This is a genomic window from Tardiphaga sp. 172_B4_N1_3, assembly GCF_052076035.1.
In the GTDB taxonomy this organism is placed as follows: Bacteria; Pseudomonadota; Alphaproteobacteria; order Rhizobiales; family Xanthobacteraceae; genus Tardiphaga; species Tardiphaga robiniae.
Window position 1 is genome coordinate 2,582,446 of sequence record NZ_CP197238.1, and the last position, 23,874, is coordinate 2,606,319.

Sequence of the window (23,874 nt, forward strand, 5' to 3'; positions counted from 1 at the left end):
CATTCGCGCCCACGGTTTGCTCCGGATGCAGATCAAACAGCCGCTTGTCATCGCAACTCTTGTTGTCGCCGGTTACGGCGCTGCCTTCGCCCAAGCGCCGCCGACGCCTACCACACCTCCCGCACAGACCGCGCCACCGGCAGCCGAGCGTACAAATGCCAATTGTGCGGCGACACAAACGACCCCCGAGGGGACGATTGCTCCCAGCGGGACGACAACGGGACAGAGCCCGGAACCGTTGGGCGATAAACTTGCGAAATCCGATGGCGTTCTGTGCCCGCCGAGCAATGTCGATCCCGCGATGCGGGCACCCACGCCGAATTCAGATAGCAGCAATACGCCGGTGATTCAGCCGCCCGGCAGTCCCGGCGGCGATCAAAGCGTTCGGCCGAAGTAAGCCATAACGAGTTCGTCAGGCGCGCGGCACGGACAAAGGCCGCGACCTCCGCAACTCTCTGGTCATCCCGAAAAGTATTGGGGCAAATATCAAGAACGCACGCCCTCCTCGGAGCGGGCTTTTCGCTGCCTATCCGCATTCGGGTCAGTTGCCGATCGGTACTTCGCAATAAAGTGCTCTAGGACGAAAAGACGTATAGTCGAGGTAAGGTTGCCTCGAACCCGGTCCCGATCAATTTGCCTGGTGAGGTCTGTCGGAGAGATACGTTTTTCGTTCGCGATCTCTTTCAACGCCTCCCAAAAGGCTTCCTCAAGGCTGATACTCGTCGACGTCCCGTCGGGTCTGGTAAACGACTGCTTTCGTGGTTTTGTGGGCTTTCTCACGTCGGGCATGGCGATTTAAGTTCCCCAGTCTGCGGAAAGTTTCTTCTCCCAAGCTCAGCGAAAAAGCCGCCCGGGCATTACACCGGACGGCTCTTCGGTGCGGCTGCCGGTCCCCAAAGTCGTCCGGTGCCACCGCACTCTCACAGGCTGATCCAGCATGATTAACGAGAGGTTAGCGTTGGCGGATCCGAGCCCGCTAAAGGCAACATGGAACGGACTGAAAGCATGCGCATTTCCCCTGCCGGAGAATGCGCATGCCCAAGTATTATTTCCCCATTGTCGACGGTACGAAGCTTGTAGATCCCGTAGGATTGGAGCTCCAAAATGAAGAGCAGGCAAAGCGGCAGGCCGAGCTAATAGCCAAGTACGTGGCGCTGACCGGCGCTAAGCCCCGCCACATCGTTGTGGAAGACGACGAAGGGACAGAAATTCACAAAGAGCCGGTGAAGCCGGACAGCCCCATTCGATGACGCCGGTTGCATCTCCGGATCCCTTCGCTGTGGTCTAGGTTAAAAACAGCGTCTGTGGTCACGGCAAGGTGCTGAGAGTGGTAGCCTCCCGCGTAAACGGACCTGCGTTTTCTATGACCTCCGCCCATGCAGAATTCTAATTCCCGCTCAAGGATCGCACCCATCGCTGTGCTGGCCGCTTGGATCGTCGCCGTCGCGGCTGCTGGTATTTTTCTGGTGCGCTTATAGTCTTACGCTTCCTCCGCTACCCCGAGCCGCCCCGTCGGCGCCGCCGCTCCACCAGGATACAACCTCCGCGGACTCGACTTTTGTTCTTCTTATGTTCTAATCGAGGCATGAGCGACAGACCCGCAAGCTGGCGAATGCCGACGCCGAAACAGATGGAGAAGCTGGCCTCCAAACCGAGCCGCCCAACCGCAGAGCCTATTCCAGCGCCTGGCCCTGCAGACGATCTGCCGGAGGCGTATTGGGATTCCATTGTCCGGGATCCGCGCGGTCAGATCCGTACCGGCGTTCCGGTCCAACAGCGCCGCCTCTCGGAAATTCCCCGGCACGTCCTGCGAGTGTCCTGCCGTCGCTGTGATCGGATCGTCGAAATCCAAACCATCGATGCCGCGCGTCTCTACGGAGTCCATGCCATCTGGAAAGATGTCGGGATGAAGCTGCTCGACAACGGCTGCCAGGAACGCACATGACGCCTTGAGGAGGATGGCTGCTGGCCGTCATTTGAGACCACCTAGCGCTTTTGATTTTTCATTTTTTGACCGTCACGCTTGGACGCCCATATGGCTCCGAAATATCACCCCACGCCCCTATCTGGTGGCGACCGCAAGGCTCTCAATAAAGAGCTGACGAAGGCTCGCAGGGTGACGCTGATGCTCGCCCGACAGGCGGATGAGCTGCGGGCTAAAGGCGAGTCGCTGATCCGGGAAGCCGATAGGCTGTCCTGCGAAAGCTGGAACGAACGCATGTGGGCGGACGGTGAGCCGATCGACCCCTCACCGACCGTCGACCAGGCGCTGAACGGCGGCTTTGCCTGGCTCGAGATCGAATGCTCGAGATGTCGGATTAAGCGCGACGTTAGCCTTGCCGAACTCCCGCATGTCGACACGACCTGCATCCACGACCTTGCCACCCGTCTGCGCTGCGAACGATGTGCGAAAGCACGAAAACGCCCCCTGGCGACATTGCTGCAGTTGGCGCCTAACCGACGGCACGCCAGGGAGGCGCCGTGATGCCGGAGCTGACACGGCGGCGCACCGATGATCGTTTTGAGGCCTGGGAGATCTGGTACGGCGACGTGCAGGTCGGCACCATCGCTCAGCAAGACTGGGATCCGAACCCGGAGAGGTCGGGTATCTGGAAATGGTCTTGCGGCTTCTACCCGCTCCATCGCAATGAATGTTTCAGAGGCGAAGCACGGGAGTTTGACACAGCCCGCGTCTGCTTCGATGCCGCATGGAAGGTGTTCCTGCCGAGGCGCACCGATGCGGAGTTCGAAGCGAGCCGCCGGCAGAAACAGTGGACCGCCAACAAATATGCGCTATGGGATGCTGGATATCGGAACAAGCTCGGGAGAGGTCCAATCCGGTGCGCATGTGGCGCGATGTTCAATCCGGGCATACACGAAGAAACCATGGCACATATCGAACACATCACCGGAAGGCCTGCGGGAACGTAACGGCCAGGAGCGCCGCATGTGCAATCTCTATTCGATGACGAAGAACCAAGACGCCATACGCCGGCTATTTAATTTCGACGTCGACAGCACGGGCAACCTGCCCGCTATGCCGGGCATCTTCCCGGACTATCCGGCGCCCATCGTGCGCAACAATGCCAGCGGCACCGAACTGGCGCTGGCGCGCTGGGGCATGCCTTCGTCTCAGTTCGCGCAGATGCAGGCGGCGAAAAAGCGTGCCGCCAAGCTCCAGGACAAGGGCATGCAGATCGACTTCAAGGAACTGCTGCGGATGGAGCCGGACAGCGGAACGACGAACATACGTAATCTCGACAGCAAGCACTGGAAGCGATGGCTCGGTGTTGAAGCCCGATGCCTGGTGCCCTTCACGTCCTTCAGCGAGTTCAACAAAGCTGAGGGTGGCGACATATGGTTTGCGTTCGACGAGACCCGGCCTCTGGCATTCTTCGCGGGAATCTGGACGAACTGGACGTCGGTTCGGAAGGTCAAAGAGGGCGAGACGTCCAACGACATCTTCGCCTTTCTCACCACCGAACCGAACGTCGAAGTCGGCGCAATCCATCCGAAAGCAATGCCCGTTATCCTGACGAAGCCCGAAGAACTGCAAGCCTGGATGAATGCGCCGACGGAAGAGGCGACGAAGCTACAGCGCCCTCTCCCCGACGGCGCACTTAAAATTATCGCTCGCGGAAAAAAGAAAGACGAAGCGCCTACCATATGAATAAGCAGTTCGAGCAATTCGTCAAAGACCGCCCCTACGCCAGGCCAGAAGCAGCCGCAGCACGTCTATGGGAGATTGCAAAGGCCATCGGAGCAGACCGGAGAGGCATGATCCCGGTCGGTGCATGGAACGCGACCTTTCTCAATCGGGACAAGGCTAATGCGGCCGAATACGCTCTTGGCCGGGATCATCTAATCGCAGCCGGCCTCATCGAGATGCACGGCAGCGGCGGCTACATCCTGTGGGGACCGAACTGCGACCCGGCAGACCGCACCGAGATGGGCGAAGAATTTAAGCTGCCGGCCGCCTCGCTAGGGCTTCAGCGATGAGGGCGCGCCAGCCCGACGGCATTATCAAAATGTACGAGTGCGGCGGATCAACCGCAGGCCTAGTTTACTCTCGCTGTGCTTTGAAGGCTTGGTCGGGAGGCGCGCGGGTGCCAGAATCGCGCAAGATCAGCGCGCCTCCGAGCACTAGAAGAAGAAATACGGCGGCGATTACATATGGTCTTTGCCGCATGGGACACCCTGACAGCGGTTAATTTGGCTTTGCGGGCAATTTACCAAGGTCTTTTTCAGTCATAGGCGCATCGGCCGGTTTAACTTGTCCCGACTCCTGCTCCTTTGCCGTCTGCGCGTGTTGCATATTCATGCCAACAAACGTCACGACGATTATCATCGCGACAATCACCGCAGCGATAGCGGCGAACTTCCCTGCTCCGCGCGGTGGCGGCGTTGGCTGACCTGTCGGCATCGAACTCTTCCGTTTCAGATTAAGTCGAACACCTCCGCTCGCACGATGTTCCGCCCATTTGTGCTGCGTTACGCCGCAGGGCTGATCGCTGGTTGCGGAACGACACCGGCCGCCGATCATTGAGGCCCTTGAAAAGGAGGCTCACATGGCAAACGACATGCATACCGACGGCCGGGACCTGCGCAGCGGCACCTACGACCCGATCTCTCCTGCAGGGAAGCAGCAGCCTCATCAAGTGAAGGAAGCCCCGACGGCCCATGAGGCCGCACAGCATGGCGCAGATGTCAGAAGCCAGCCACTGCCGGGCTTTGACGATCCCCTCCCGGAAGGGCTGCTTCGCGAGCGCAAGGGGCCGCTCAATTCACACACTGGCCGCCGGCCTGCAGATTGATGAGGGACTGATGAAGTTTTTCAAACCGAATGACGACGGGAATGAGCCTGCGCCCCTGATACTGATCGGGATTGCTTTAATCCCGCTACTCGGTGTGCTGGGATGGGTCTTTGGGTTGTTTGGCTGAGCCGTCGGTCTAAGCCAAACAACCGTAGCTCTGCTCATCGCCTTTGCGTCTGCTTATAATGGTTTAGTGCAAAAATTCGCAGAGCCGATGACAGGTTTGCTCTATCGCGGCCTTCAGCGATGACATTGATAAGCTCGGTCAGTCGCTGTTCACGTTCAGCAGCGATCTCCTTGATCGACTCCCAGAACTGATCCTCCAGACTTACGCTGGTCTTGTGTCCATCAATCATGACCGACCGCTTACGGATTGTACCCGCCGAGCCGTGGCGACTTCCCACTTACTTTTTCTCCCGCCTAACGCCCTTAAACTTCTTCGCCACTGTTGTCTTCTTAGCGGTCTTCTTTTCTGCAGCCGCGGCTTTCTTCGGGGCGGCCTTCTTCGCTTTCTTGATCGCCATGAATTCGCCGGTCGTCTTGTCCCGCTTCGTCCAGGTGGTAGCTCCGCCCATCGTCGTCTTCGTCTGGCTGCGCTTTTTCACGGCGCCTTTGCGGGCATTGTCGCCCGTCGGTTTGTTAGTGGCCATCCGTCCGTCTCCCAAGCACCGCAATACCGCGGCTCGACGAAAACGAGAATTAGACCAACAAGTTCCAAGCCACTTCGGAACGAATCACTTAGGGCCAGCTTGAATCCGCCAGCAGTTGCGTTGGAGTTCTAGTATGCGTCAGTCCCGTTGGACGCCCACGATCGTGCCAAACGTCGGCGTTGTTTATCTCGTTCTGGACTGCTTTGAGCGATCGGGGTGTGCTTGGCGCGAAGCTGACGCCGCCGACACCGATCTCGAGACTGTCATCCGTGACTTAATGGCTGGACAGTACAACGATCCTCAGCGGGTCATAGCTTTCAACACCTCCGAACACTGGGCGGACGACGTCTCCGAAGACGTCGCTCGGGAGATTAGGCGCCGCGCCGATCTCCGCCACGAAGACCTCAGCTCTTCGATCGAAGACTTCGTAGTCCGCCACGCTGGCCGTGAGCGCCAGCTAAACCTGAGGCTGGCATGATGTCTTGGTCGACCCCGTTCCCCGACCCGATAGTACTGCCAGATGGCACCGAGATCGTCACGCTTCGAGACGCTGGAGCATACATCACCAACCTTCCCAAATCTCAGCACGACAGTGCGCCATGGCAGAATGCAATGCATGTTCTGATCCAGGCAGCGGATCATGGCGGCCCGATCGAATTCGCGCGTCTTGGTATGATGCAGGCGCTCTATCCCAAAGGCACGCCCGTCTATCACTCAGTCGACAAAGACCCGAAGTGGCGCAACCGCCCCAAGCTTGCGAGGGATCGGTGAGAGATGAAATCGGACCGTTTGGGGTTTGGAGAATTTTGCTCGCGCTTGCTGTGACGGCGGGAGTGATCGGCGCGGCTTATTTGACCATCGCTTTCATGATCGGATTCATGAAATGAGAGACATCGACATCATCAACAAGGCCGTGGAAGACGCTCAGGCAGTGCTGCGTGACTATATATCCAACCTGGACCGCGCGACTTGGTGGACACCCTCGCGCGCGTGCTCGAGATTCTGGACCATGAAGAAGTCGCCGCACAGGAGCGCTTGCGGAAGGGCTATGGGCGCCTGAGAGTTGTACAATAACCCAGACGTAAAGGGAGAATGCGTGGCTAAGAAAGCAAAGAAGTCCGCACAAAAGGTGTCAGCCGCCGGGCCTCGTTGGGATTGGACAGAAGCCGAGCTGAAAAACATGAAGACGCTGGTGAAGCAGAACACCCCCACCCGGCTCATCGCAATGAAATTGAAGCGGGCGGTTATCTCGATCTACGGCAAGGCGGCCCGTGAAGGCGTATCGCTGCCGCCGACAAACCGAAGCCCAAGGGATTAAACGGAGACAAACAAGCCGCCCGGCGGGGACCGGACGGCTATTGGCGAGAGGTGCACAAAACGAAGTTCGAGTACGCTGGGCCGCTGAGAACAGCCGACTAGCTCCTCATTTAAGCGACCCGTTGATTTCGGTGAACTTGCCGTTGAGGTTAGTGCCGAGGCCGTTGACGACGGCAATGATGGCCAGCGAGATGCCCGCAGCAATCAGTCCATATTCGATGGCAGTGGCACCGGATTCATTTGCCCAGAACTTCTGAATTAAACGCTTCATGTAGAGTACCCCCATGCAAAAATTAGCGGCGATCCGCGCGATGAAAATGCAAAGTAACTCTTAAGGTTGTGGAAATCCCGCCGGTAAAATACGGCACTATCCCCCAAAACACTTGCCGAGCCCCCAAAAAAAAGCCGCCCGGGCATGGCGCCGGACGGCTTCCAATATGGTGGTGCTGCATCAAGGAGATGACGAATGCGGCGTCAGTAGGCGGAACGCGCCGACCTCTTGCTTGACGAGCCCTCCAGGGACGGCGCGGATAGCCGGCTAATACCTACCGTGGGACAGGGCGTCGCCCAATTTCTCTCCACCCCGTCCGGATCTAAGCGCCTCAGAGATAAATGCATCTCGTGCGCCCTGATCATGACTGCTGCTCGCGAGCGTCCAATCCTTTTAGCTATGTTTTCGGGCGGCAACGTCCCGGCCAGCATCCGGAGCATGGCCAATTCATCGTCAGTCCAGCGGCGGTGGATCATCGCCATCTTTAACTCCCTGGTACGCAAAGCTACGGTCCTCCTCATGCAATTGTCAGACCGCGCGAAGATCAGAACGGCTAGATGGGAACGAAGCTCGTGAAGTAATCGGCTGCGGGTGTCCTCACAGCATCTGCCCCGCAAGACCTAATTCTCACCTGATGAGAATGTGTTTTTAATAACTATTCAGCTCACATTCATTAGACCCATTCTAAACCGCCTGTTAGACGCGTAGGTCTGGCAAGTAGGTGAGGAAATATGTCCTTTGCCCGATGGCCGCAGTAGTTGATTGGCTCGATGCTTATCGCTCCGGCGACCTTGAGAGTATTGTCGGCCTTTATGCCGACAGCGCTACCATCGAATGCGGTTGCAGCGGCGCGACGACGATAAATGGTCGCGAGGCTTTGGGGGCATATTGGGAGCAGCGCTTAATGGATTCCCCAGCTGCGGAATTGGAGAACCTTCAGCCGGCTCGTGAGGGCCATAGCCATACCTACGTTTGCCAAGGCTCCAACGTCCGCGCTGACTTTGAATTTGATGCAACTGGGCAGATCATCTTTCAAAAATGCGGCCCGTTGAATTAGGGCCACCTGACGAATGATCATCAGCTGATAAATAAAGAGCCGAGACCACTGCGGCACTCCCGCTTCTTAAAATCCTCGTTTGACTTTCCGAGTACGTCCGGCCGGGCTTGCGATAGTTTGTCTCAGGAACAACACTCAACTTCATGCCGATAGTCCAATTCGACTACTATCTTAGATAGTAGGCGCGAGTTGAAGAAGGACGTCGATGGCACTGACGAAGTCCCAACAAGAAGCGATCGCAACGGCTGCACGACTGAGATTGATATCTCGAAGGTGCAAAGAGTTTGCGAAATTCGGCGGGTATCGATCAGTGTCCGATCAGCTAAATGCTCTGGCAGTGAAGTACCAGGAATTAGCTCGGATGATCGAGGAACGCGCGGGACTGCGCTCACATGGAGGTGATCCCGACGACCGGCTTTCGTTCAGCTTGCGGGGAAGGCATCGCGGTTCTCATAAATGACTACTGCCGCGGCTGGCCTTCAGCGATCGGCCACCGACTGGTCAGCAGATCTCTCAACTCGTCCTGGATCTCTTCCCTTCCGTCACGGTAGCCTAGGTAGTGACCCGCATATCCCCCGATCGCAAAACAAGCGAAGCAAGCGGTCAATGTGATCCACATCGCAGGGCCTCCCTTCTTCAGGAAGCATAGTGCATAACCTTCAACGTCGAGAGGTATTCTCGCAACGTGCAGGCCGCTTGGCACCGGCCGCGACAAATCAGCGATTTCCGCTTCTACTCGTTCAGTTCTCAGCAACTGAGAATTGCTACCTTCGTTGCTTTCAAAACAAAAACGCCGCGCGACCGCTGAACGGTAGCGCGGCAAGTTTGGTCTGTGTCCATGCGATGGACGCCGATTAATGGCTCCCATCGGGAGTTGTTCCGTCTCGACAGCCAAGGTGTCATTGGACTGTGACGCGCGTCGTGTCGCCCATGCCGATGGCATTGGCTGCTGCTCGAAACAGATCGATGCAGCGCCACCGCGCCGAACATGTCCTTATCCCCGGAGATGAGAAGTTACTGAACGTCGTCAGGACACCACCCGTGCCCCGGATGCTTAGAACTACTCTCGGGCATTTTTTTTGCTGTCATAGCCGTTAGTTTGCAGGAGCCTCACAAATTCACTCATGAGCTGCTCATTGTCTTCGTCGGCTTCCGGTTGGGCGCGGCCGAACGCCTCGCGCAGGATTGCAAAGAAATCCATACAAGCCTCCCTCGACGGAGAATTGCGCATTAGGCACATTATTGTCGACCAAGTTTAAGTTGGGAGCAAATCAATTGCGTGATGGTATTCGTTGCGGGCGCAACGATCGGCTGAGCACGTAGCTGCCATTGGCCTTGTTCGTGACCGTGACGTAGCTGCTGAAGCGCCTGGTCTTGTGCGCGGCCGTCAGGGCGTAGGTATTGAAACCGCTGGCCGAAGGCCGTCCTGCGACCATGGTATCCGTCACCCACCCCGTACTGGCTGGCGATGCAGGTCCCCTCCTTCGCATGGTGACATCGATTGAGCGAATCCGGGTAAATATGTCCTGGACCGGAGCAGGCGTTGTGGATAGCGCGCACAGCAAAGCTGCCGCGAAGATGCGGGTCATTGAGTGTCCTTTGGTTGTGATGCTAGAGGTCGAATGCCGGCGTGACCCCAGAAGCCACGCCAGGGCTTGGCCCGGCGCTCATGGATTCGGTTGAGCGTCGGGCCGTTTCATCTGCAGGCATAGCTGGAACGAATTTTGTTATTGTCTCTTTCCCCGCCGGTCAGCATCTTTTGCAGAGGCTGTTGGCCTGGCTCGGCGGTCTCCCTGTCCCCAACTCAACGCCGCCGAGCCTCCTGAATTTCTATCGCCGGCCTCGGATCATTCCGCACGAGTTCGGCGTGGCGGTCCGGGTTTTCTGTTCGCCGCCAGGCCGTTTCGTTAGGCGTGAGCGCCCGGGGGAATCCGGCTTTCAAGCAGCCGATCTAACTGATGTCGCCGCGGTCAAAGCACGGGGCTATCTATGCCAATTGGAACGTGTCCGGTTTGCGGAAACGCCTGTAATTTTCTCGTTCCAAGAGGCGAGTCCTACAAGGTCGTTTGTCCAATTGATGGAGAGTTTGAGGTATCGGGCACGGCCCTCGAGACGTCGCAGTGGCAGAGCGCAACGTCAGAAAAGCGGAAGGCGTTTCTGGAAGCCGCGATCAAGCGAACTGGGGATGGGGAAGCGGTGGTCATTCGCCCCCCGCTCGGTGGCTAGTCCCCCAAGTCCACGGCTCCTCCCACTGCAAAGGGGGGCGATGGTCATGTGTTTTCCGATGTCAGAGCCGCTAAGATGAATCGGCGGGATCGACGGCTGCAGTGCGAAAATCGCGACATCTATTTGGAGATTTTTCGCACTTAGTCTCCCCAGCGGCGAGCTTCACGGAAATTTCTATCCGGCTTCCAAATCTGCGAGACGCGGAACAGGGCGCACGGGTCGTCGTTCTCTCGTTATGTCCGACGAAGACGAGCCCGTCACCGAGATCGCCGCACCGCCCGTCGTGGTTCCAGAAACCAACCGACTGTGGAAGCTTACTCCGGCGCTTAATCAACTCGAAAAGAGCAGACAGATCGCAATCGTCTCGGCCGAAACGGAGGACGACGCTCGCGCCATCGCCACCTTAGGCGATCCTATGGGCCGGAACTGGCGAGATACCAATCTATTCGCTGCCGACAGCATGGACACGTCCGAGCGGCACGTCATTGGCGATGTGGTATTCCGATCAACGCCCCGGCGCCTGCTCCGAAATCAAAGCGAGCTAAGAAGGTGTGACCATGGCTAAAATGAAAACAGAAAGCAGCCTCGAAATGTGGGCCGCCGACCTACTGATGGAAGCGCATGCAATCGAACCGTGCCAGGAGCATGGATATAAGCGCTTACGGCATAGCCATCATGCCGTCGACTATGCGCTATCCCTTGCGGAACACCGCAAATTCTCAGGCAAGAACAGGAAGGAGCGGATCGCAGCTGTCGAGAGTGTGCTCGACGGATTGAGCGATAAGTGTCCAGCGTGCTGACCATCAGCGCCTTGCTGATCCCCATAACCTCTGCAAATGCGGTGCAGAAACCAGAGTAAGCTCAAAGAATTGCAGAAAGCACTGCAATCACACCTTCCCTGCACGACAAACCACTCAACATGCCCGCCAAGAATGACCTCGAGGCGCTTCTGGCCCTTGATGTCGGCGTGATGTCGATCCACCACTCCCCCGCTCCTTGGAACTTTGACCTTGGTAACACGAGACGGGCACTACGACTTCCTGATCAACGAAGAGATCGCCAATGGCATGATCCAGGAAGCACGAGCTTTTCTTCGAGGCGACAGCCCATCGCTTATAAACGAATAGTCCACCTGACTTTGGTCTCGGGCAGTTGGCGCGGAGGCGCGGGCCAGATCGGTCCGGCACATACTCCTTCCAATCAGCTTCGTAATAAAGCTATTATGGCGTGTGATTCTTCTCTTTAGATCTGATCGATGAGTAACGCCTCCAGCCTCACCAAAGCGAACTACGCCCTAGCTGTTCTGAAGGTAGCAAGGACATCGGATCGAAGGACGGCCGCCCAATTGGTCGAAGGCCTTGCGGCCGACTTTCCTGAGCTCGACGACAGCCCTGACGTCGCCGCAGCTCATCGACAAGCGATTGAAATCTTGGGTCGTCTGACTGACAGCATCCGGGGGACCGGCGGCATGCATAGCACCCTTTGGGAACCTGCAGCCGCCGCAGTTGAACATTGGAGAAGCAAACTGCTTTGAGCGTCAATATAGTGAACGCGTGCCGACGTTTCCGCATTTCGTTCCACCGACGAGTTCCATGGCGTGGGGGTACCTCTTTCGCCCTCATCAAGCGCGGTCCAGCCGTACAGACAATGTTTCGATGCGATTCTATCCTTCCTAAAAACGAAGGGAGGCTGCCAATGAAGAAGACTCTGCTTACGAAAGCCGCATTGGAACACGCGGCACTCGTTGAGCTCAGAGCACTCCATGGATGCGAATGCGTCACTGAACTTACGATCCACCACGACCCGGACCCTTTCGGCGTTGCGAATTGGACGATAGCGACCGTTTCCAGGGCAAGCGTCGACCCCGCTACCGACGAGCGAACCCATCGCAACGTCGCCCGAGGTGTGGCGGCCACTCAAAAGAAACTGCGTGAGATCTACAATCTCCGCCTGGATTGAATTCACGCGCGCCTCCAGACGCGGGACCACAGAAGGAGTCCCAAAATGGCGCAAAGCCGCCAAGGGCGGTGATTCCAAATTTTTAATCAATTCGTCCGCACCATCGCTTGGGGCCGAACCGACAGTTGTGTCATGAGTACAGATCGAGATCGAGACGACGTTCCTGAGCGATACCTTGCCGTCACCGCGGCCGGGTTCTTCCTGCTCTTTGTAAGCTTGCTCGCAACGGCGTTCGGGTAATCTGCGCCTAATACACGGCAGCTGTTCGGCTGCTTCGAGCTGCAAAAGCCATGCGCGTTTCGAGCTCGGAGATGACGGGCTATTAATCTGTGAGCCGCCAGTGCGGATTGCCATGTTTGGCTACGGCTGCACGCAAGCAGGAAATCTAAGGCCGACGTAGCATCCAGGTATCGCAACTTGACTCGGCTATTAACCCCGACAGCCTCGTCAACTAGCATCCGATCCGGTACGCGCTTGAAGCCCATTGCCCAGTTCGGAAACAGCCGGTCCCGCTGAAGCACGCTGATGTCACGGTGCCGCGGATCGACGCCGATGCGGTCGTATACGCCGATGACATTTTCTGGTTCTCCCTCAAGTACCTGAAGAAAGTCGCCGTCCGAATGGACGAGCATACCTGTCACTTGCGCCGCATCATTCCGCGCCCTCGCCTTCTGCAGTAGCTCGGAAAGATCTCCGGTGAAAATGGTTGATTGGCAGTACTGAGATACAAAATCCGAAACATGAAGGGCCTCCGACGTCCATTAACGCCGGATCTCAAAGAGAGTTCACTGATCCCGTAAGCGACAATGCCCGCCGCGGACATCCCCGGAGCGGACGCATTTATTCACTCAAGGTGATTCTGTCAGTGAATGTATGCTTCGCGGGTGCGGACAATGGAGCGGATTAAATACCCCCGGTTTGCACCTTGCGAAACATTCTGAAACACTCGGGGCATGTCCGCCCCTTCACAGCGAAACGAACAGCTCGACGGCCTGCGAGGGTATGCAGCCCTCACGGTCCTCTTCTTCCACGCCATCCTAGGCGCTGATCCGGATCTCGTCGGCCGAGTGCTCTACCGGAACTTTAGTGAGATCAACGGAGCCGGCGACTGGCTGTCGAAGATTGGACTGACGCTCCTGAATGGGCAGACGGCGGTCGTCTTGTTTTTCATTATGAGCGGTGCAGTCCTCTTTGAAAGTCTCATGAGAGACAGATCGCCCACTCCGTTGCTCATTCGCAATTTCTTCATCCGTCGCTTCTTCAGAATATATCCGGTACTTTTTGTCTGCCTCATAGCATGTTGGCTGGTCTTCAACGCGTCCGGCACGTCTCGCACAGTAGACAACCTTCTTCTCAATCTGGGTTTGCTGGAATATCCCGTGAACGGCGCTACATGGACCCTTGGTGTCGAAGCGTGGGGAGCGGTCCTGCTTGCGCTGGGCTTCCTAGCCTTCAAACGCTTTAAAGAGGCCGGACTGATCGTTGTTGCGCTGATATTCGCGTTCCTGTACTTGCCGCCGCTGAAGGGCCACCTCGTCCAGTTCCGCATGTTCATCTACTGCTTCGCCTTGGGCGCACTGATTCCAACATCTCTTGGCAAAGCCGTGCTCTGCAAGATCCCGACGTGGTCTTGGCCCATCCTCCTCATCGGAACTATTTTCGCGCGGCACACCATCCAAGAAACGATCGCAGTGTTTCTGGTCGGGCTCATTTACTATCGTAAAGCTGGCGCCTTCGGCGACTTCCTGGCCAGACCGACATCAGTATTTCTCGGCACTATCAGTTACAGCTTATACCTGTGGAACGTGTTGTTTCTGGAAATAATCAATCACCAGCTTCAACAGATACCAGGCCTGCCGCATCCGCTCGTAACCGGCCTGATCTCTGGCCTGGCAATCACAGCGCTCACGGTGCCTGTGGCCTACCTGTCGGTGAAATACGTCGAGCTTCCGTTTATCGGTGTCGGCCGCCTGCTTACATCCCGAAAGAAGGCGCCCCAGTCGACATTCGCTCCGCAGCAAAGCGGCGCATAGGCTTTGCAAAGGGCGGAAATCTCATCTCGGAGTCGCCAAGCGCATCGAGCACGATGATTGCGGGTTTGATGACAGACTTCAGGGCTGAGTGATATTTGGACGCCGTCGGAACTCTCGGCCGCCGAACCTCTTCAGTCATGACACCTCCGCGAGTCGGCTTGTAGCTGTCACCTTCGCTGTTAGGGTCGAAGCGAGATGGAGAAGACTGAATGAAACCGCTTTTGATGGCTGCCTGCATTGCGCTGCTTAGCATTGGTCTTGCCGGTTGTGGCAGGGAGCTGCCGAAGGACGGCAAGGACGGTCGCGACGGCGCCCCTGGCAAGGACGGCAAAGACGGATCCCCCGGCAAAGACGGGACATTCTTCAGGGTTGTTGAGAAAACTGGATCCGCTAACTGCGAAGCAGACGAGACCGTAGCCAGCGCGCTTTGCGTTCCGATCGGGAGCAAAGGGCCATCCACTCTGCCTATCTTCCAGCCTCCGGCGACAGGAAGCGGCGCGATCGTTATTAGTTGTCCAAGAATGACCACAAGGCTTGTCTGCATAAGATAGAGGAGGCAACTGAATCGCCTCGGCCAAATTCACCTTTGAAACCCTCGGACATACATGCCCAAGAAAGTTACTACACCGACGAGCTGATCTGGCACTTCCACGAGAAGCTCGTCGGAACAAGTCTGAGCAATGCCCGAATAGCAATCGTCCCTAGAGGCGGTCGTGGGGACTGGAGCGCACTGACGAATGCCAGTCAGCGTCGGCAATTTCCGAAGCTTGCGAATACGGTAACGCGCATAGAAACGCAGTTGCGGGATCACTACAGCTTGAAACACGACTGACTTCACGTCGAGCGCCGCGAATACCGCCGGCCGCAGCAAATTGCTGCTAGTGTTACTGCCAGAAGGCAGGCGCCGATGGCAAAGAAGCCAATTTCCAAAGCCGAACTGGCGCAGCTTTTTCGCGAGCGCATGAACGAGCACCCGGAATGTCCGCCGGCAGTATCCGTCGAGATTCGAAAGGTAAGGACCTCCGAAGGTCCCGGCTGGAGCGCGGTGACGAGTCAAGCTGATAGCCTGGCCCACTTTACTTGCGCTCGTTTCGTGGGAGCTCTCACCCTTGAGCTTCGGCGGAAGTATGAGCTGTCCGACGACTGACATAGGTAATGAATGGCTTCATTTGAATGAACGACCGCGAGAGCCTGGTAAAGGCCCATTACTGCAAGTCGATTTTGAAGGTCGCCTCGATTTTTCCGCGTCGTTTAACGAGGCGTCCGCGTGCCAGTCTGCCCCGTGTAGGGATTGGTGTTGCCCCGCGCGCCGTAGTTATCAGACTGAGTACTATTGGGATTCGTGGCGTGCGACGGCGGGACGTAAGTGCCATTGCTGCGGGTATAGCCCGAGACTGCGTGATTGCTGGAATTCGAGCCAGTGCCGTAGCCAAAGCCTTGTGCGGACGCTGGAGAAGACACGAAAATTAGAGCCGCCGTTAAAAGCAATTGCTTCATTAAAACCTCCCTGGATGATGTGAGAAAGAAAGCATGCTTAATCATCGCAAGGGAAGCATTCCTTAGTATATACTATTCTGGGTTGCGGTGCGGCATAAGCCCGAAATGGGATGATTTGCCGATTTTGGAGTTGGCGGGGGCAATGTCTTTTCGTGTTGGGGTTGGGGCGCTGCTGAGCGCGATCACGGTCGCCGCCTTCGTCGCGCTGGCATCAGTGGCAATGCTTTGGAATGAATTTCACGCAATCAGCAGCGATGCCGGCTTACACTATGGGCTCGTTCGCGATCTAATGTTTCGTGCAGAAGGGCAAACCGACTTACCAGCTCTGCCGGTCATGTCGACTTACCCTCCGTTTGCGCACTGGATGTCAGCCCAAATCGGGCGCGTCGCGGGCTCTGGATTGCTCGGCATGTCCGCAGTGTCTACAGCGTCCGTCGCGCTGTTCTATCTGACCATGTTCGCGATCACATCGCGTATCGCTAGGCGCGCAGCGATATTGGCGCTCACGATCACCGTAGCATACGCAGTCCTCCGCGGCCCTGTTTTTGGACGCATGGTCGTGAATAACTACTTTCTTGGGCAAGTCGTGAGCTCAGCGCTCATTCCTATCGCTCTTATGGTCGCGACGTTCTTAAATTGCCGGCAGCGCAGGCTTGGCGCCGATGTTCTGGTCGTGGTGTGTGTACAGATTATGGTGTGCACTCATCTGCTGCCAGCCTTACAGCTCGCGGCAGTCTATTGCTGCATTCTCCTGTTCGACTTCTGGAGCGGGCGTAATTGGCAGACACTCTGGAGGCTGCTCGCGTTTTCTTTGATCACCGTTGCTCTGACCCTGCAGAATCCCTTCATTGGGACAATGTATGACGCGTCGCAAAGTGAGGCCGGCGCTCACATCAATTTGTTCGGAAACCGAATCGCTCAAATAGTGCTAGTTGCGGCTGGATTTTTCTTTTCCGCCAAGTTGCTCTTCGCGTCGCGAGAAAATCGATATGCCGTCGTGCTTGCGTGCATGGGTTTCGGCACGAGCTTGGTCACAATCTTGCATATGGCTCTCCATGCCGCCGGCATGACCTCAAATTATTCGATTGCAAAGACGGTTTTCATGACTGTGAGCGTCGTCATCTTCGTCGGCGCGGCGTTGCTGGCGCAGAGAGGCAAACATTCTGAGGAACCGGAACACGTCCTTCCTCTGAAAGGAGGCAGCCTAATCCTCTGTGGAGTGATGGCACTGTTAGCAACCCGAGCAGATCTTTATCCGTCGGTCGTTAGTCTCCGTCCAGTGGCGTCGTTCCAAGAGGATTTAAGGGCAGCCCTTGGTAACTCACTCGATCAGCAAAACTCGACAGTTTTAACCGGCCTATGGCCCAAAAATATTGCCTTTGCGATTGTCTACGGAGACTTGCGCATTCCGCTCGGCCCGGCGACGCATGCGCTGACCGGTCAGGATTTCCCTCCCGGTCAAATTAAGACGGCTTTTGCGCCAGCGTCCGATCCATTAATCCAGAGCCACTGCATCGATCCCGCTCTATCGCGCGGCCAGGCCATCGCGATGCGCTATGACTGCCTGCTAGGAATAACGCCTGGCGACGGACAACCGCAGGCGATGGAGCAAGTTGCAGCGCCTTTGGCAAACTGAAATCGAAAGTTGATCGCAGCATCGAGCGATGCACGGACTTCCAAACGGGATGAAGAATTTTTGGCGAATGGCGCGCTAACGCGCGGTCCGACACGTCGTTCAGACTGATTGACTCAGCGACCACAGGCCTTTCTTAATATCGAACTTGATCGAGCCTTCGTCTCGCATTTTCAACAGGAGCGATTGACAAACCTCCTGATTGCTAATGTTAGCGCGTTTCATGACGTCGAATATCTTCATCGGCTTCTCGCCTAAAGCACTCAGAACTTTTTCTCGGTCGTTCAGCATATAGGCACCTTCACCAACAGATCTCGCGGGACAATAGCAGCGCAGCTCGCTGGTGTCTCATATTGACCAGATGCCCCTCCCCCCGGCGGCTAAGCTCGCCCGAACGGAGATTCGCCGGATGTGTGCGTGGCAACGCCTGATAATCGCCCTGGGAATCACCGGTTCGATCGCACTTGTCGCGGCAGGGGTCTCAACGGCGATCGCGATCTACGGCTAAGACCGCACGACCACGACGCGTTCAGAAACAAACTTGCCCTCGCAAGGTCCAGCCGCTGCCGGATTTTCGTCGAACGGCCATGAGCATCTTAGCTCCTGAAAGATGCGCCCAAACAAATTGGGTAGCGCAGAGAGCTGTCATGATCGAAGTATTTGGACTCGGGATTGTCGTCGCCACTGGGATGAGTCTGATTGCCTGGGCGTTCGGATGGCCAGGCCTGTCAGGTTAGCATTGAAGCCGCCCGGCAACAGATCTACACACTGATCGCTGATCAGAACGCGCTTTAGCGCTTCTTTTGCTTCGACGCTTGCTCGCGTCGGGCCAGCTCGGCTTCAATGGCCTCACGGATGAAGCGGGCCATCCCCTTTTCACCAACCAACTGACGAATCCGTTCTTTGACCTCGTCAGAGATCCGGACGTTCGTCGGTTTGTTTCCCAGCGGTGGACGGCCCATACGCCCCGCACTATCCGGTGCCGTAAACTGAGTCAAATCCACCTCCATAAACGGTGCCGCTTATTGACTTTCATAAACGGTACCGCTTATAATTGCAACCTCTACAGGACAAAACCTGGCGCAAGCCGGCCAGTGCAGAGGCGCTCCCCCATGATTGATACGCTTGCACTCGCAATCATTGTCGCGACGGGTCTCAGCTTCGCAGCGTGGGCGCTCGGATGGCTCCGAATGCCCAGCAAACGCAATATCTGAAGCCATCAGGCATCGGTTGTTACTGGCTGCAGTATTCTGTGATGATCACGATGCCCGGGGCACCAGCCCCGCCGGCCTTGGCGCCAATGGCGTTGAAGTCATGGCCGCCAGCACCGCCTGCACCGTAGCCGGTCGCGGCACTGCCAGCGCCGTTGAAGTTGCCGACTCCGCCTGCGCCATAGATGGTCGACGGGCCGCTATAACCGTTCATCGATCCGGGCTGCTGATATAGGCTCGTCTGACCAGTTGGTCCCGGTGCCGTCACGTCGCCTGTGCCAGCTACACCACCAGATGCCACGGCGCGCGCGGTTTCAGCGGGCCCACCTGCACCTCCTTTGCCGATGCAAAGTGTGCCCACACTGGTATCACCGCCAGCACCACCAGCGTTACTACCAGCGGTCCCGGCCGCTCCTGCAGCGCCGATAGTCACGGTCTGCGATGCCCCTACCGCCGCGGCATCCGTGTACTTGATCGACCGGCCGCCACCGCCGCCGCTGCTCCCTTGGCTTACCGAGTTAGCCGTAGACGCGGCCGTGCCACCGCCGCCTCCACCCGCGCCGAGGCAATCGATGGTGGCGTATAGGAGGTGCGGGTCCGGCGTATAGCTCCCGCTTGAAGTGAACTTTCGAACTCTGACTGCTTTAACAGATCCAATGATACGCGCGTCGTCGCCGGCAGCGACTGTGCTTGCACCGGTACCGACGTTTTTTGTTGCGGAATCGCCGAGGTCGCCCCGGAACTTGAACGACTGATAGTTCGTACCATCCGACCAAATTAACGCGCCCTGGTTCTGCTGCAGCACCAGGGTTGCGGCGCCGTCGATCATGCTGGTTGCCGACGTGATAGTGACGGCACCCCCGCCCTTGTTCTTGACGAACACGACCCAGCCATCGAGGAACAGGTTCGACGACGACGCCTGTGCCAGAGCCACGGCAATCGCGCTGGCGTTGCTATAGGTGACCACGTAGCCCTGATCGGAATTGTTGAGGGTGTCCGACGTTCCGGTCACCGTCCGGGTGCCGCGCACGCCGTCCATGTCCTCGGCAGATTCGAGCAGCCGGACCTGCGCCGTACCGGTGAGCGAGATGCGCGAGGTGCCGAGCGTGCCGCTGATGCGCGAGGCGAGAATGGTGGTGCGAGCCAGCGTGGTGCCGGTGGCGGTGTAGACGCCGCGGCCGATTTCCCAGTTATTGCCGTCCACGATGTTGTACGTGTAGACGCGCCCGTCCATCGCGCCCGCCTCTGCCGGCGTCATGAACAGGTCGGAATAGCGGGCGCCAAGCGTGATGGGCGTCGAGTTGCCAGTCGCCGCCGTGAGCACGCGGACGAGATTGACTTTATGGGACATTTTGCTTGCTCCTATTCGCCGATGCTGCCGAAGCCACAGCCCGGCAGGTTCATGGCGTCATCATCTGAAAGGGGGCGCGCTTCTGGCGCAGGCTCGACGGGCTTCTGCTCCGGAGCGTCTGGCGCATCGTCGTTGGGCTTCTGCTTCATAGTTCTCTCCTTGATCCGCGCCAGTACATCCGTGGTCGCGAGAATTCGGTGTTTCATTGCTCCGCTTGCCTTTCGCATTGCCTGGCTCTAGACAGTCGCGTCCCCCACTTCGCGAGCACACTGCGGCGTCCTTAACGGCCTCGCGGCCTCCTAAAACTTGTCTTACGGAACGACCTCACCTGCTTATCGTTAGCTCCTCCAGCACCCTGACGCGCTCACTCAACACACCGACCGATTGCTGGACAGCACGCTCCACGAACTCGTTGATGACGGGTGCAAGCGCTTCACAAAGGCGCGACACCGCGGGCGGAATTTCGGCTTTCTTTCTCATCTCACCCCACAGAGCCTCATCTTCGCTTGGAAACCCGGCCATTCGATTTCGAACCATTGCCGCTCCTATCTCAACGCTCCATCATTCTGCGGTAGCACAGCGCCTGGGTGAGAGGTGTCACGCGTGACGCTTAGCACTTCGAGTCGCTCCAGCGCCTGAGCGAGCGCGTCGGCTATGGCGACTGCGTCTTCTGCTGACCATTCCGCGAGAAACCCTGCGTCCACTAATTTATCCGCGATGTCCCCGAGATTGATGGTCAGAGGGAGGATGCACTTTCCCAGCGCCTTCCTAGCGCGCCGGCTGCGCTGCCGTTCCGCGGCTGACCTAGCCATTGGCTTGACTGTCACTGGAGAGGGACCGCGCTCCGGCGAGGATATCGATCACAGACTCGGGGCTGAAACGCGCGCTATCAACACGGCGCCTCTCCGATGCGGTCATCAGACCGAACCGATCCAAATAGGACGCCTGCGACTCAAATGTTGGGGGATTCTCTGGATTAATTGGCTCAATTTCGGGACTTATCGGCGCTTCCTCGTGGTCCTGCCAGCATTTTGGAACGCCAAGATAAGTGACAGGCACATATGCCAGAACATCTTGAAGCGCCGTTCCCACACCTCCGATGCGCAGACGCGGCTCCGGCAACATTCCATCCCAAAAGCATTCTTCGTATGTGCCTCGCGGAAGTCGCGGCGCGTCATACCGCCACCATAGCGAAGGACGCGAGCCAGGCCGGTCAAGTATCCAACGCTTCAACACGACGTCTCGGAATTGAGACCAGAGCTCGGCCGGCGGCGGCCCTTTCAGAAACAAAGGTTGATCCGCCTCCAATCCCCACCGCTCCCAACTGGCACCGATGTCGTCTGTGAGCGCATCATTCAGGAAAGCCCATGCGGCTTCTGAGACAGCCCCTGCGCCGGCGCGCGGCCGTTTTCTTGTGGGGCTATTCATTATTCTAGATCCAGGTTTAGCGACTTCATGCCCGCGAAAAACGCCGAGCGGGCATCGCGCTCGGCAGCAAGTAAGGGGTGTGGCTTCAGTTGTCCGAAGCGATCTGTCACTGCCTCCCCATCCTTATCTATGGCCTCACGGCAGTGCCTTCCACGTTGATGCGCTTCAAGCGTTGTGCGAAGCAAAGCTAGCGACGCCTCATCTTCGAACCGATGCGCCGCAGTCCAGTCTCGCCACATTCGACGTTCAGGCGTTTCGAGGTGCTTTGGGGTACTCGGCGCCTTTGCGCCGGGCTTCGGGGGCAAACCGCCATTAGTCCTACTCACCTTGGCCACCAGAATTTTTCAAAGGAAAAGTGGTTTCGCTGTGTGTGGAGGGATAGCGCCGGTCTGCGGGCGAGCGCTTCCAGACTTCTAGATGCCCCCCCGGGGGGCTTACGCTCGTGCTCATACGTCGCCCTGCGATGTCGACCCGGTGTCAGGCAGGGGCTTTGCCTGAAACTGGAGCCCGTGATTGTCGTAGTGAGCTTTGAGTTGTTCTGGCGTCGGCGCCGGCTTCGGCGGAGTGTCATGCACACGGGCAAGTTCACGCGAGCGAGCCAACAATCCATCGCGGATCGATTGCCGCACCTCAGGATTGGCAGGCAACAGCACTGCCGCGTGCAGCACTTGCTTGATCTCATGCGCCTCGAGGTGAACCCTGGCGACGTAGCTGTTCACGACCAGCCTCAGGCGCGGCGACGTCGGCGGGAAGTCGGGGTTGAGTCCTGGCACCGATCCCCGCGAGATATCCCGGCATGCGTCCTTCACGGCCCACAGGGGCACGCCGAGCAGATCCTCGGCATATTTGCGCACCTGCAGTTGCACCTCGATCACAGGCACCCCGCGTGTCGACGGGAAACCCAACATCAGCTTTGCAATCTCCTCCTCGATCGCCTCGACGGCAGCAGGCCTCGAGCATGATCGAAGCAGGTCCAGTCGCTTGGTCAGGCGCTCGCGCACCGGCTCAGGCAACGGCGCCGACAGATGGCCATCCTCCCACCCGAGACGGATCGCCGCGAGTTCACTCGCCAGCGGCAGATCGGTCCCAGGCGAACCCTGACTAGTCCTGGTGGTCGTAGGCATCGGCATTCGGCTCACTGCTTCGCTCCATGTGTCTGTTGAACAAGATCTGCGCATAGCCGCTCATGCCGGCGGGCGACGCGTGACCGAGCGGGCTTGCGGGCTCGTCGGCCCAGCATCCGGCGTTCAGCCACGTCGATGGGTGTTTGGTGTAGCGAGGGTCCTGCCCTGCCCGCTCGATGGCGTATCGGCGCATCGCCGCGGTGATCTCTGCAGGCGTCGCACCGGTAGCGACTGCCTTGGGCCATGCCTTAAGCGCCGCGGCTCGGGATTTCTTCAGCGGACAAGCCGACCAGAACTCGTCGAAACCGTCAGAGGTCGCGATCTGCGTCCGCGGCTTGGCTGCCTTGGTTTTCGATTTCGATTTTCTATTTTCAGTCTCCGCGTCATCCGAAGGATGCGCGAGAGAGTCTGTCTTGAAGTTGTTATTGATATTGAAGTTGAAGTTGTTATTGGCTTCGGAGGGGCTTGGAAGGGTCTTCGATGCCCCTTCATCCTGCGCCTCACTCTTCGGAGAAACAGGCGGGGCCGTCAGATGATACGACGAGCCATACTTCTCGAAAAAACACTGCTGTATCAACTTGTTCTCGATCTGATCGAAGATGCGCTGGATGTGCTTTTGCCGCTTGTCCTGCGGCTTCAACTCAGCGCCGATCTGGTATCGCGCCATCTCACGGACCCAGATTGTCTCCGTTGCTTCATCGAAGGTGCAAAACCCGATCTCGCAGAGCCTTCGAAGCCCCTTCAATGCCCCTTCAATGGGGCACCCCGTTTCCAGGGTGATGTACTGGAGAGGGCAACGATAGATGCCCAGACTGTTCCCGTGCGGCGACGTCATCAGATACAACGCGACGAGCTGCGCATTGGCATCGCCACGGAGCTGCCGGCCCGTGGAGCCGGTCCAGAAGGACGGCCAGACGATGCCGTAGTTCATGCTCATGCCACACCGCCGATCGGTGCTGCGAGCAGCAGATGCGTTCTGAACTCGTCCACCTCATACCGCGAGAAAGCCCCGCATAACCGTAAGGGGCATCTGGCGATGGCCCCGACGACTGCCGCCGGAAACAGGAAGTCGAGATCGTCGGAGATAAACGGCGCTAGATCGGGACGCCCATAGAGCATGGCGACAAATGCACCAAGCCGGGTGTTCACCGCCGCCCTGTAGTCCGGCGAAGTGCCCATCAGCGTCTCTACGACCAGGCGATCGATGCCGGTGGGATCCAGCACACGATGTCGCTGGCCCATGCGGCCTACGATGCAGGCGACGTCGGACGCTGCCACGGCCATTCCCATTGCTTCACTCATC

General features: G+C 57.8%; 30 protein-coding genes and 1 pseudogene. 16 read left to right on the forward strand and 15 right to left on the reverse strand.

The window, feature by feature from the left end; translation table 11 throughout:
• Window positions 1-25: 25 nt before the first annotated feature.
• On the forward strand, window positions 26-397 hold the full coding sequence (locus AB7783_RS12165) for a hypothetical protein (RefSeq protein WP_441277761.1): 372 nt from the start codon (window positions 26-28) through the stop codon (window positions 395-397).
• Between the two features lie 89 nt (window positions 398-486).
• Here the strand turns inward: AB7783_RS12165 and AB7783_RS12170 are convergent, their stop codons facing one another.
• Window positions 487-789 carry a ribbon-helix-helix domain-containing protein gene (locus tag AB7783_RS12170; RefSeq protein ID WP_441277762.1) on the reverse strand — a complete coding sequence of 101 codons (303 nt, stop codon included), beginning with the start codon at window positions 787-789 and terminating at the stop codon, window positions 487-489.
• Window positions 790-1,034: 245 nt separating this feature from the next.
• On the opposite strand from AB7783_RS12170, the gene AB7783_RS12175 reads away from it, so the two are divergent.
• From AB7783_RS12175 to AB7783_RS12200, 6 genes are all read left to right on the forward strand, one after another.
• A complete protein-coding gene (locus AB7783_RS12175) occupies window positions 1,035-1,250 on the forward strand; it encodes a DUF6894 family protein (RefSeq protein ID WP_441277763.1) in 216 nt (71 codons plus the stop codon).
• 335 nt (window positions 1,251-1,585) lie between these two features.
• Window positions 1,586-1,945: a hypothetical protein gene (locus AB7783_RS12180; RefSeq protein WP_441277764.1), complete on the forward strand. Its 360-nt coding sequence runs from the start codon at window positions 1,586-1,588 to the stop codon at window positions 1,943-1,945.
• Window positions 1,946-2,035: 90 nt separating this feature from the next.
• Entirely contained in the window at window positions 2,036-2,485 is a 450-nt protein-coding gene (locus AB7783_RS12185; RefSeq protein ID WP_441277765.1) for a hypothetical protein, read from the forward strand.
• On the forward strand, window positions 2,485-2,931 hold the full coding sequence (locus AB7783_RS12190) for a hypothetical protein (RefSeq protein WP_441277766.1): 447 nt from the start codon (window positions 2,485-2,487) through the stop codon (window positions 2,929-2,931). The genes AB7783_RS12185 and AB7783_RS12190 overlap by 1 nt, the downstream gene beginning before the upstream one ends.
• Before the next feature lie 16 nt (window positions 2,932-2,947).
• Window positions 2,948-3,670, forward strand: a complete 723-nt coding sequence (locus tag AB7783_RS12195) for an SOS response-associated peptidase (protein ID WP_441277767.1) — start codon at window positions 2,948-2,950, stop codon at window positions 3,668-3,670.
• Window positions 3,667-3,999, forward strand: coding sequence for a hypothetical protein (locus AB7783_RS12200; protein ID WP_441277768.1), 333 nt, complete (start codon window positions 3,667-3,669; stop codon window positions 3,997-3,999). Before AB7783_RS12195 ends, AB7783_RS12200 begins: the two co-directional genes overlap by 4 nt.
• Window positions 4,000-4,207: 208 nt before the next feature.
• Here the strand turns inward: AB7783_RS12200 and AB7783_RS12205 are convergent, their stop codons facing one another.
• Entirely contained in the window at window positions 4,208-4,423 is a 216-nt protein-coding gene (locus AB7783_RS12205) for a hypothetical protein (RefSeq protein ID WP_441252546.1), read from the reverse strand.
• 145 nt (window positions 4,424-4,568) lie between these two features.
• On the opposite strand from AB7783_RS12205, the gene AB7783_RS12210 reads away from it, so the two are divergent.
• A complete protein-coding gene (locus tag AB7783_RS12210) occupies window positions 4,569-4,814 on the forward strand; it encodes a hypothetical protein (protein ID WP_441277769.1) in 246 nt (81 codons plus the stop codon).
• Window positions 4,815-4,975: 161 nt separating this feature from the next.
• On the opposite strand, the gene AB7783_RS12215 is transcribed toward AB7783_RS12210, so the two are convergent.
• Together AB7783_RS12215 and AB7783_RS12220 are read right to left on the reverse strand one after the other, a co-directional pair.
• Window positions 4,976-5,218, reverse strand: a complete 243-nt coding sequence (locus AB7783_RS12215) for a ribbon-helix-helix domain-containing protein (protein WP_441277770.1) — start codon at window positions 5,216-5,218, stop codon at window positions 4,976-4,978.
• Window positions 5,219-5,464, reverse strand: coding sequence for a hypothetical protein (locus AB7783_RS12220; protein ID WP_441277771.1), 246 nt, complete (start codon window positions 5,462-5,464; stop codon window positions 5,219-5,221).
• Window positions 5,465-5,597: 133 nt separating this feature from the next.
• On the opposite strand from AB7783_RS12220, the gene AB7783_RS12225 reads away from it, so the two are divergent.
• The 3 genes from AB7783_RS12225 to AB7783_RS12235 all read left to right on the forward strand — a co-directional run bounded on the left by AB7783_RS12225 (window position 5,598) and on the right by AB7783_RS12235 (window position 6,782).
• The gene (locus AB7783_RS12225) at window positions 5,598-5,942 is read left to right on the forward strand and encodes a hypothetical protein (protein ID WP_441277772.1); all 345 of its coding nucleotides are present in this window, start codon (window positions 5,598-5,600) and stop codon (window positions 5,940-5,942) included.
• A gap of 134 nt (window positions 5,943-6,076) precedes the next feature.
• Window positions 6,077-6,235, forward strand: coding sequence for a hypothetical protein (locus AB7783_RS12230; protein WP_441277773.1), 159 nt, complete (start codon window positions 6,077-6,079; stop codon window positions 6,233-6,235).
• 325 nt (window positions 6,236-6,560) lie between these two features.
• Window positions 6,561-6,782 (forward strand): hypothetical protein, encoded by a 222-nt coding sequence (locus AB7783_RS12235; protein ID WP_441277774.1) that lies wholly within the window; start codon window positions 6,561-6,563, stop codon window positions 6,780-6,782.
• A 105-nt stretch (window positions 6,783-6,887) separates the two neighbouring features.
• Here AB7783_RS12235 and AB7783_RS12240 read toward each other — a convergent pair whose 3' ends face one another.
• Window positions 6,888-7,052, reverse strand: a complete 165-nt coding sequence (locus AB7783_RS12240; RefSeq protein ID WP_441277775.1) for a Flp family type IVb pilin — start codon at window positions 7,050-7,052, stop codon at window positions 6,888-6,890.
• 745 nt (window positions 7,053-7,797) lie between these two features.
• On the opposite strand from AB7783_RS12240, the gene AB7783_RS12245 reads away from it, so the two are divergent.
• Complete coding sequence (locus AB7783_RS12245) at window positions 7,798-8,109, forward strand: nuclear transport factor 2 family protein (protein ID WP_441277776.1); 312 nt, start codon at window positions 7,798-7,800, stop codon at window positions 8,107-8,109.
• 1,060 nt (window positions 8,110-9,169) lie between these two features.
• Here AB7783_RS12245 and AB7783_RS12250 read toward each other — a convergent pair.
• Complete coding sequence (locus AB7783_RS12250; protein WP_441277777.1) at window positions 9,170-9,310, reverse strand: hypothetical protein; 141 nt, start codon at window positions 9,308-9,310, stop codon at window positions 9,170-9,172.
• A gap of 70 nt (window positions 9,311-9,380) precedes the next feature.
• On the reverse strand, window positions 9,381-9,698 hold the full coding sequence (locus AB7783_RS12255; RefSeq protein ID WP_441277778.1) for a hypothetical protein: 318 nt from the start codon (window positions 9,696-9,698) through the stop codon (window positions 9,381-9,383).
• Window positions 9,699-10,570: 872 nt separating this feature from the next.
• Between AB7783_RS12255 and AB7783_RS12260 the strand changes: the two genes are divergently transcribed.
• Window positions 10,571-10,900 (forward strand): hypothetical protein, encoded by a 330-nt coding sequence (locus AB7783_RS12260; RefSeq protein ID WP_441277779.1) that lies wholly within the window; start codon window positions 10,571-10,573, stop codon window positions 10,898-10,900.
• Between the two features lie 1,130 nt (window positions 10,901-12,030).
• Window positions 12,031-12,294, forward strand: coding sequence for a hypothetical protein (locus AB7783_RS12265; protein WP_441277780.1), 264 nt, complete (start codon window positions 12,031-12,033; stop codon window positions 12,292-12,294).
• 86 nt (window positions 12,295-12,380) lie between these two features.
• Here the strand turns inward: AB7783_RS12265 and AB7783_RS12270 are convergent.
• Window positions 12,381-13,013, reverse strand: a pseudogene (locus tag AB7783_RS12270) (BLUF domain-containing protein); the annotation flags it as partial.
• Between the two features lie 234 nt (window positions 13,014-13,247).
• On the opposite strand from AB7783_RS12270, the gene AB7783_RS12275 reads away from it, so the two are divergent.
• The gene (locus AB7783_RS12275) at window positions 13,248-14,327 is read left to right on the forward strand and encodes an acyltransferase family protein (RefSeq protein ID WP_441277781.1); all 1,080 of its coding nucleotides are present in this window, start codon (window positions 13,248-13,250) and stop codon (window positions 14,325-14,327) included.
• Between the two features lie 580 nt (window positions 14,328-14,907).
• On the opposite strand, the gene AB7783_RS12280 is transcribed toward AB7783_RS12275, so the two are convergent.
• Window positions 14,908-15,300 carry a hypothetical protein gene (locus AB7783_RS12280; RefSeq protein WP_441277782.1) on the reverse strand — a complete coding sequence of 131 codons (393 nt, stop codon included), beginning with the start codon at window positions 15,298-15,300 and terminating at the stop codon, window positions 14,908-14,910.
• Window positions 15,301-15,966: 666 nt separating this feature from the next.
• Between AB7783_RS12280 and AB7783_RS12285 the strand changes: the two genes are divergently transcribed.
• Window positions 15,967-17,460, forward strand: coding sequence for a hypothetical protein (locus AB7783_RS12285; RefSeq protein ID WP_441277783.1), 1,494 nt, complete (start codon window positions 15,967-15,969; stop codon window positions 17,458-17,460).
• 788 nt (window positions 17,461-18,248) lie between these two features.
• On the opposite strand, the gene AB7783_RS12290 is transcribed toward AB7783_RS12285, so the two are convergent.
• The 6 genes from AB7783_RS12290 to AB7783_RS12315 all read right to left on the reverse strand — a co-directional run bounded on the left by AB7783_RS12290 (window position 18,249) and on the right by AB7783_RS12315 (window position 23,873).
• Window positions 18,249-18,455 carry a hypothetical protein gene (locus AB7783_RS12290; RefSeq protein ID WP_441277784.1) on the reverse strand — a complete coding sequence of 69 codons (207 nt, stop codon included), beginning with the start codon at window positions 18,453-18,455 and terminating at the stop codon, window positions 18,249-18,251.
• A 235-nt stretch (window positions 18,456-18,690) separates the two neighbouring features.
• Window positions 18,691-20,019, reverse strand: coding sequence for a hypothetical protein (locus AB7783_RS12295; protein WP_441277785.1), 1,329 nt, complete (start codon window positions 20,017-20,019; stop codon window positions 18,691-18,693).
• Between the two features lie 11 nt (window positions 20,020-20,030).
• Window positions 20,031-20,168, reverse strand: coding sequence for a hypothetical protein (locus tag AB7783_RS12300; protein ID WP_441277786.1), 138 nt, complete (start codon window positions 20,166-20,168; stop codon window positions 20,031-20,033).
• 1,725 nt (window positions 20,169-21,893) lie between these two features.
• The gene (locus AB7783_RS12305) at window positions 21,894-22,571 is read right to left on the reverse strand and encodes a hypothetical protein (RefSeq protein ID WP_441277787.1); all 678 of its coding nucleotides are present in this window, start codon (window positions 22,569-22,571) and stop codon (window positions 21,894-21,896) included.
• Window positions 22,549-23,508 (reverse strand): hypothetical protein, encoded by a 960-nt coding sequence (locus tag AB7783_RS12310; RefSeq protein WP_441277788.1) that lies wholly within the window; start codon window positions 23,506-23,508, stop codon window positions 22,549-22,551. Before AB7783_RS12310 ends, AB7783_RS12305 begins: the two co-directional genes overlap by 23 nt.
• Window positions 23,505-23,873 (reverse strand): hypothetical protein, encoded by a 369-nt coding sequence (locus AB7783_RS12315; protein ID WP_441277789.1) that lies wholly within the window; start codon window positions 23,871-23,873, stop codon window positions 23,505-23,507. The genes AB7783_RS12310 and AB7783_RS12315 overlap by 4 nt, the downstream gene beginning before the upstream one ends.
• Window position 23,874: the final 1 nt, after the last annotated feature.

Bases quoted from the DNA above. Each gene is read 5' to 3' on its own strand.
- AB7783_RS12165 (WP_441277761.1), top strand. From the start codon at position 26: ATGCAGATCAAACAGCCGCTTGTCATCGCAACTCTTGTTGTCGCCGGT.
- AB7783_RS12170 (WP_441277762.1), bottom strand. From the start codon at position 789: ATGCCCGACGTGAGAAAGCCCACAAAACCACGAAAGCAGTCGTTTACC.
- AB7783_RS12175 (WP_441277763.1), top strand. From the start codon at position 1,035: ATGCCCAAGTATTATTTCCCCATTGTCGACGGTACGAAGCTTGTAGAT.
- AB7783_RS12180 (WP_441277764.1), top strand. From the start codon at position 1,586: ATGAGCGACAGACCCGCAAGCTGGCGAATGCCGACGCCGAAACAGATG.
- AB7783_RS12185 (WP_441277765.1), top strand. From the start codon at position 2,036: ATGGCTCCGAAATATCACCCCACGCCCCTATCTGGTGGCGACCGCAAG.
- AB7783_RS12190 (WP_441277766.1), top strand. From the start codon at position 2,485: ATGCCGGAGCTGACACGGCGGCGCACCGATGATCGTTTTGAGGCCTGG.
- AB7783_RS12195 (WP_441277767.1), top strand. From the start codon at position 2,948: ATGTGCAATCTCTATTCGATGACGAAGAACCAAGACGCCATACGCCGG.
- AB7783_RS12200 (WP_441277768.1), top strand. From the start codon at position 3,667: ATGAATAAGCAGTTCGAGCAATTCGTCAAAGACCGCCCCTACGCCAGG.
- AB7783_RS12205 (WP_441252546.1), bottom strand. From the start codon at position 4,423: ATGCCGACAGGTCAGCCAACGCCGCCACCGCGCGGAGCAGGGAAGTTC.
- AB7783_RS12210 (WP_441277769.1), top strand. From the start codon at position 4,569: ATGGCAAACGACATGCATACCGACGGCCGGGACCTGCGCAGCGGCACC.
- AB7783_RS12220 (WP_441277771.1), bottom strand. From the start codon at position 5,464: ATGGCCACTAACAAACCGACGGGCGACAATGCCCGCAAAGGCGCCGTG.
- AB7783_RS12225 (WP_441277772.1), top strand. From the start codon at position 5,598: ATGCGTCAGTCCCGTTGGACGCCCACGATCGTGCCAAACGTCGGCGTT.
- AB7783_RS12230 (WP_441277773.1), top strand. From the start codon at position 6,077: ATGCATGTTCTGATCCAGGCAGCGGATCATGGCGGCCCGATCGAATTC.
- AB7783_RS12240 (WP_441277775.1), bottom strand. From the start codon at position 7,052: ATGAAGCGTTTAATTCAGAAGTTCTGGGCAAATGAATCCGGTGCCACT.
- AB7783_RS12245 (WP_441277776.1), top strand. From the start codon at position 7,798: ATGGCCGCAGTAGTTGATTGGCTCGATGCTTATCGCTCCGGCGACCTT.
- AB7783_RS12250 (WP_441277777.1), bottom strand. From the start codon at position 9,310: ATGGATTTCTTTGCAATCCTGCGCGAGGCGTTCGGCCGCGCCCAACCG.
- AB7783_RS12255 (WP_441277778.1), bottom strand. From the start codon at position 9,698: ATGACCCGCATCTTCGCGGCAGCTTTGCTGTGCGCGCTATCCACAACG.
- AB7783_RS12260 (WP_441277779.1), top strand. From the start codon at position 10,571: ATGTCCGACGAAGACGAGCCCGTCACCGAGATCGCCGCACCGCCCGTC.
- AB7783_RS12265 (WP_441277780.1), top strand. From the start codon at position 12,031: ATGAAGAAGACTCTGCTTACGAAAGCCGCATTGGAACACGCGGCACTC.
- AB7783_RS12275 (WP_441277781.1), top strand. From the start codon at position 13,248: ATGTCCGCCCCTTCACAGCGAAACGAACAGCTCGACGGCCTGCGAGGG.
- AB7783_RS12285 (WP_441277783.1), top strand. From the start codon at position 15,967: ATGTCTTTTCGTGTTGGGGTTGGGGCGCTGCTGAGCGCGATCACGGTC.
- AB7783_RS12295 (WP_441277785.1), bottom strand. From the start codon at position 20,019: ATGTCCCATAAAGTCAATCTCGTCCGCGTGCTCACGGCGGCGACTGGC.
- AB7783_RS12300 (WP_441277786.1), bottom strand. From the start codon at position 20,168: ATGAAGCAGAAGCCCAACGACGATGCGCCAGACGCTCCGGAGCAGAAG.
- AB7783_RS12305 (WP_441277787.1), bottom strand. From the start codon at position 22,571: ATGCCTACGACCACCAGGACTAGTCAGGGTTCGCCTGGGACCGATCTG.
- AB7783_RS12310 (WP_441277788.1), bottom strand. From the start codon at position 23,508: ATGAGCATGAACTACGGCATCGTCTGGCCGTCCTTCTGGACCGGCTCC.
- AB7783_RS12315 (WP_441277789.1), bottom strand. From the start codon at position 23,873: ATGAGTGAAGCAATGGGAATGGCCGTGGCAGCGTCCGACGTCGCCTGC.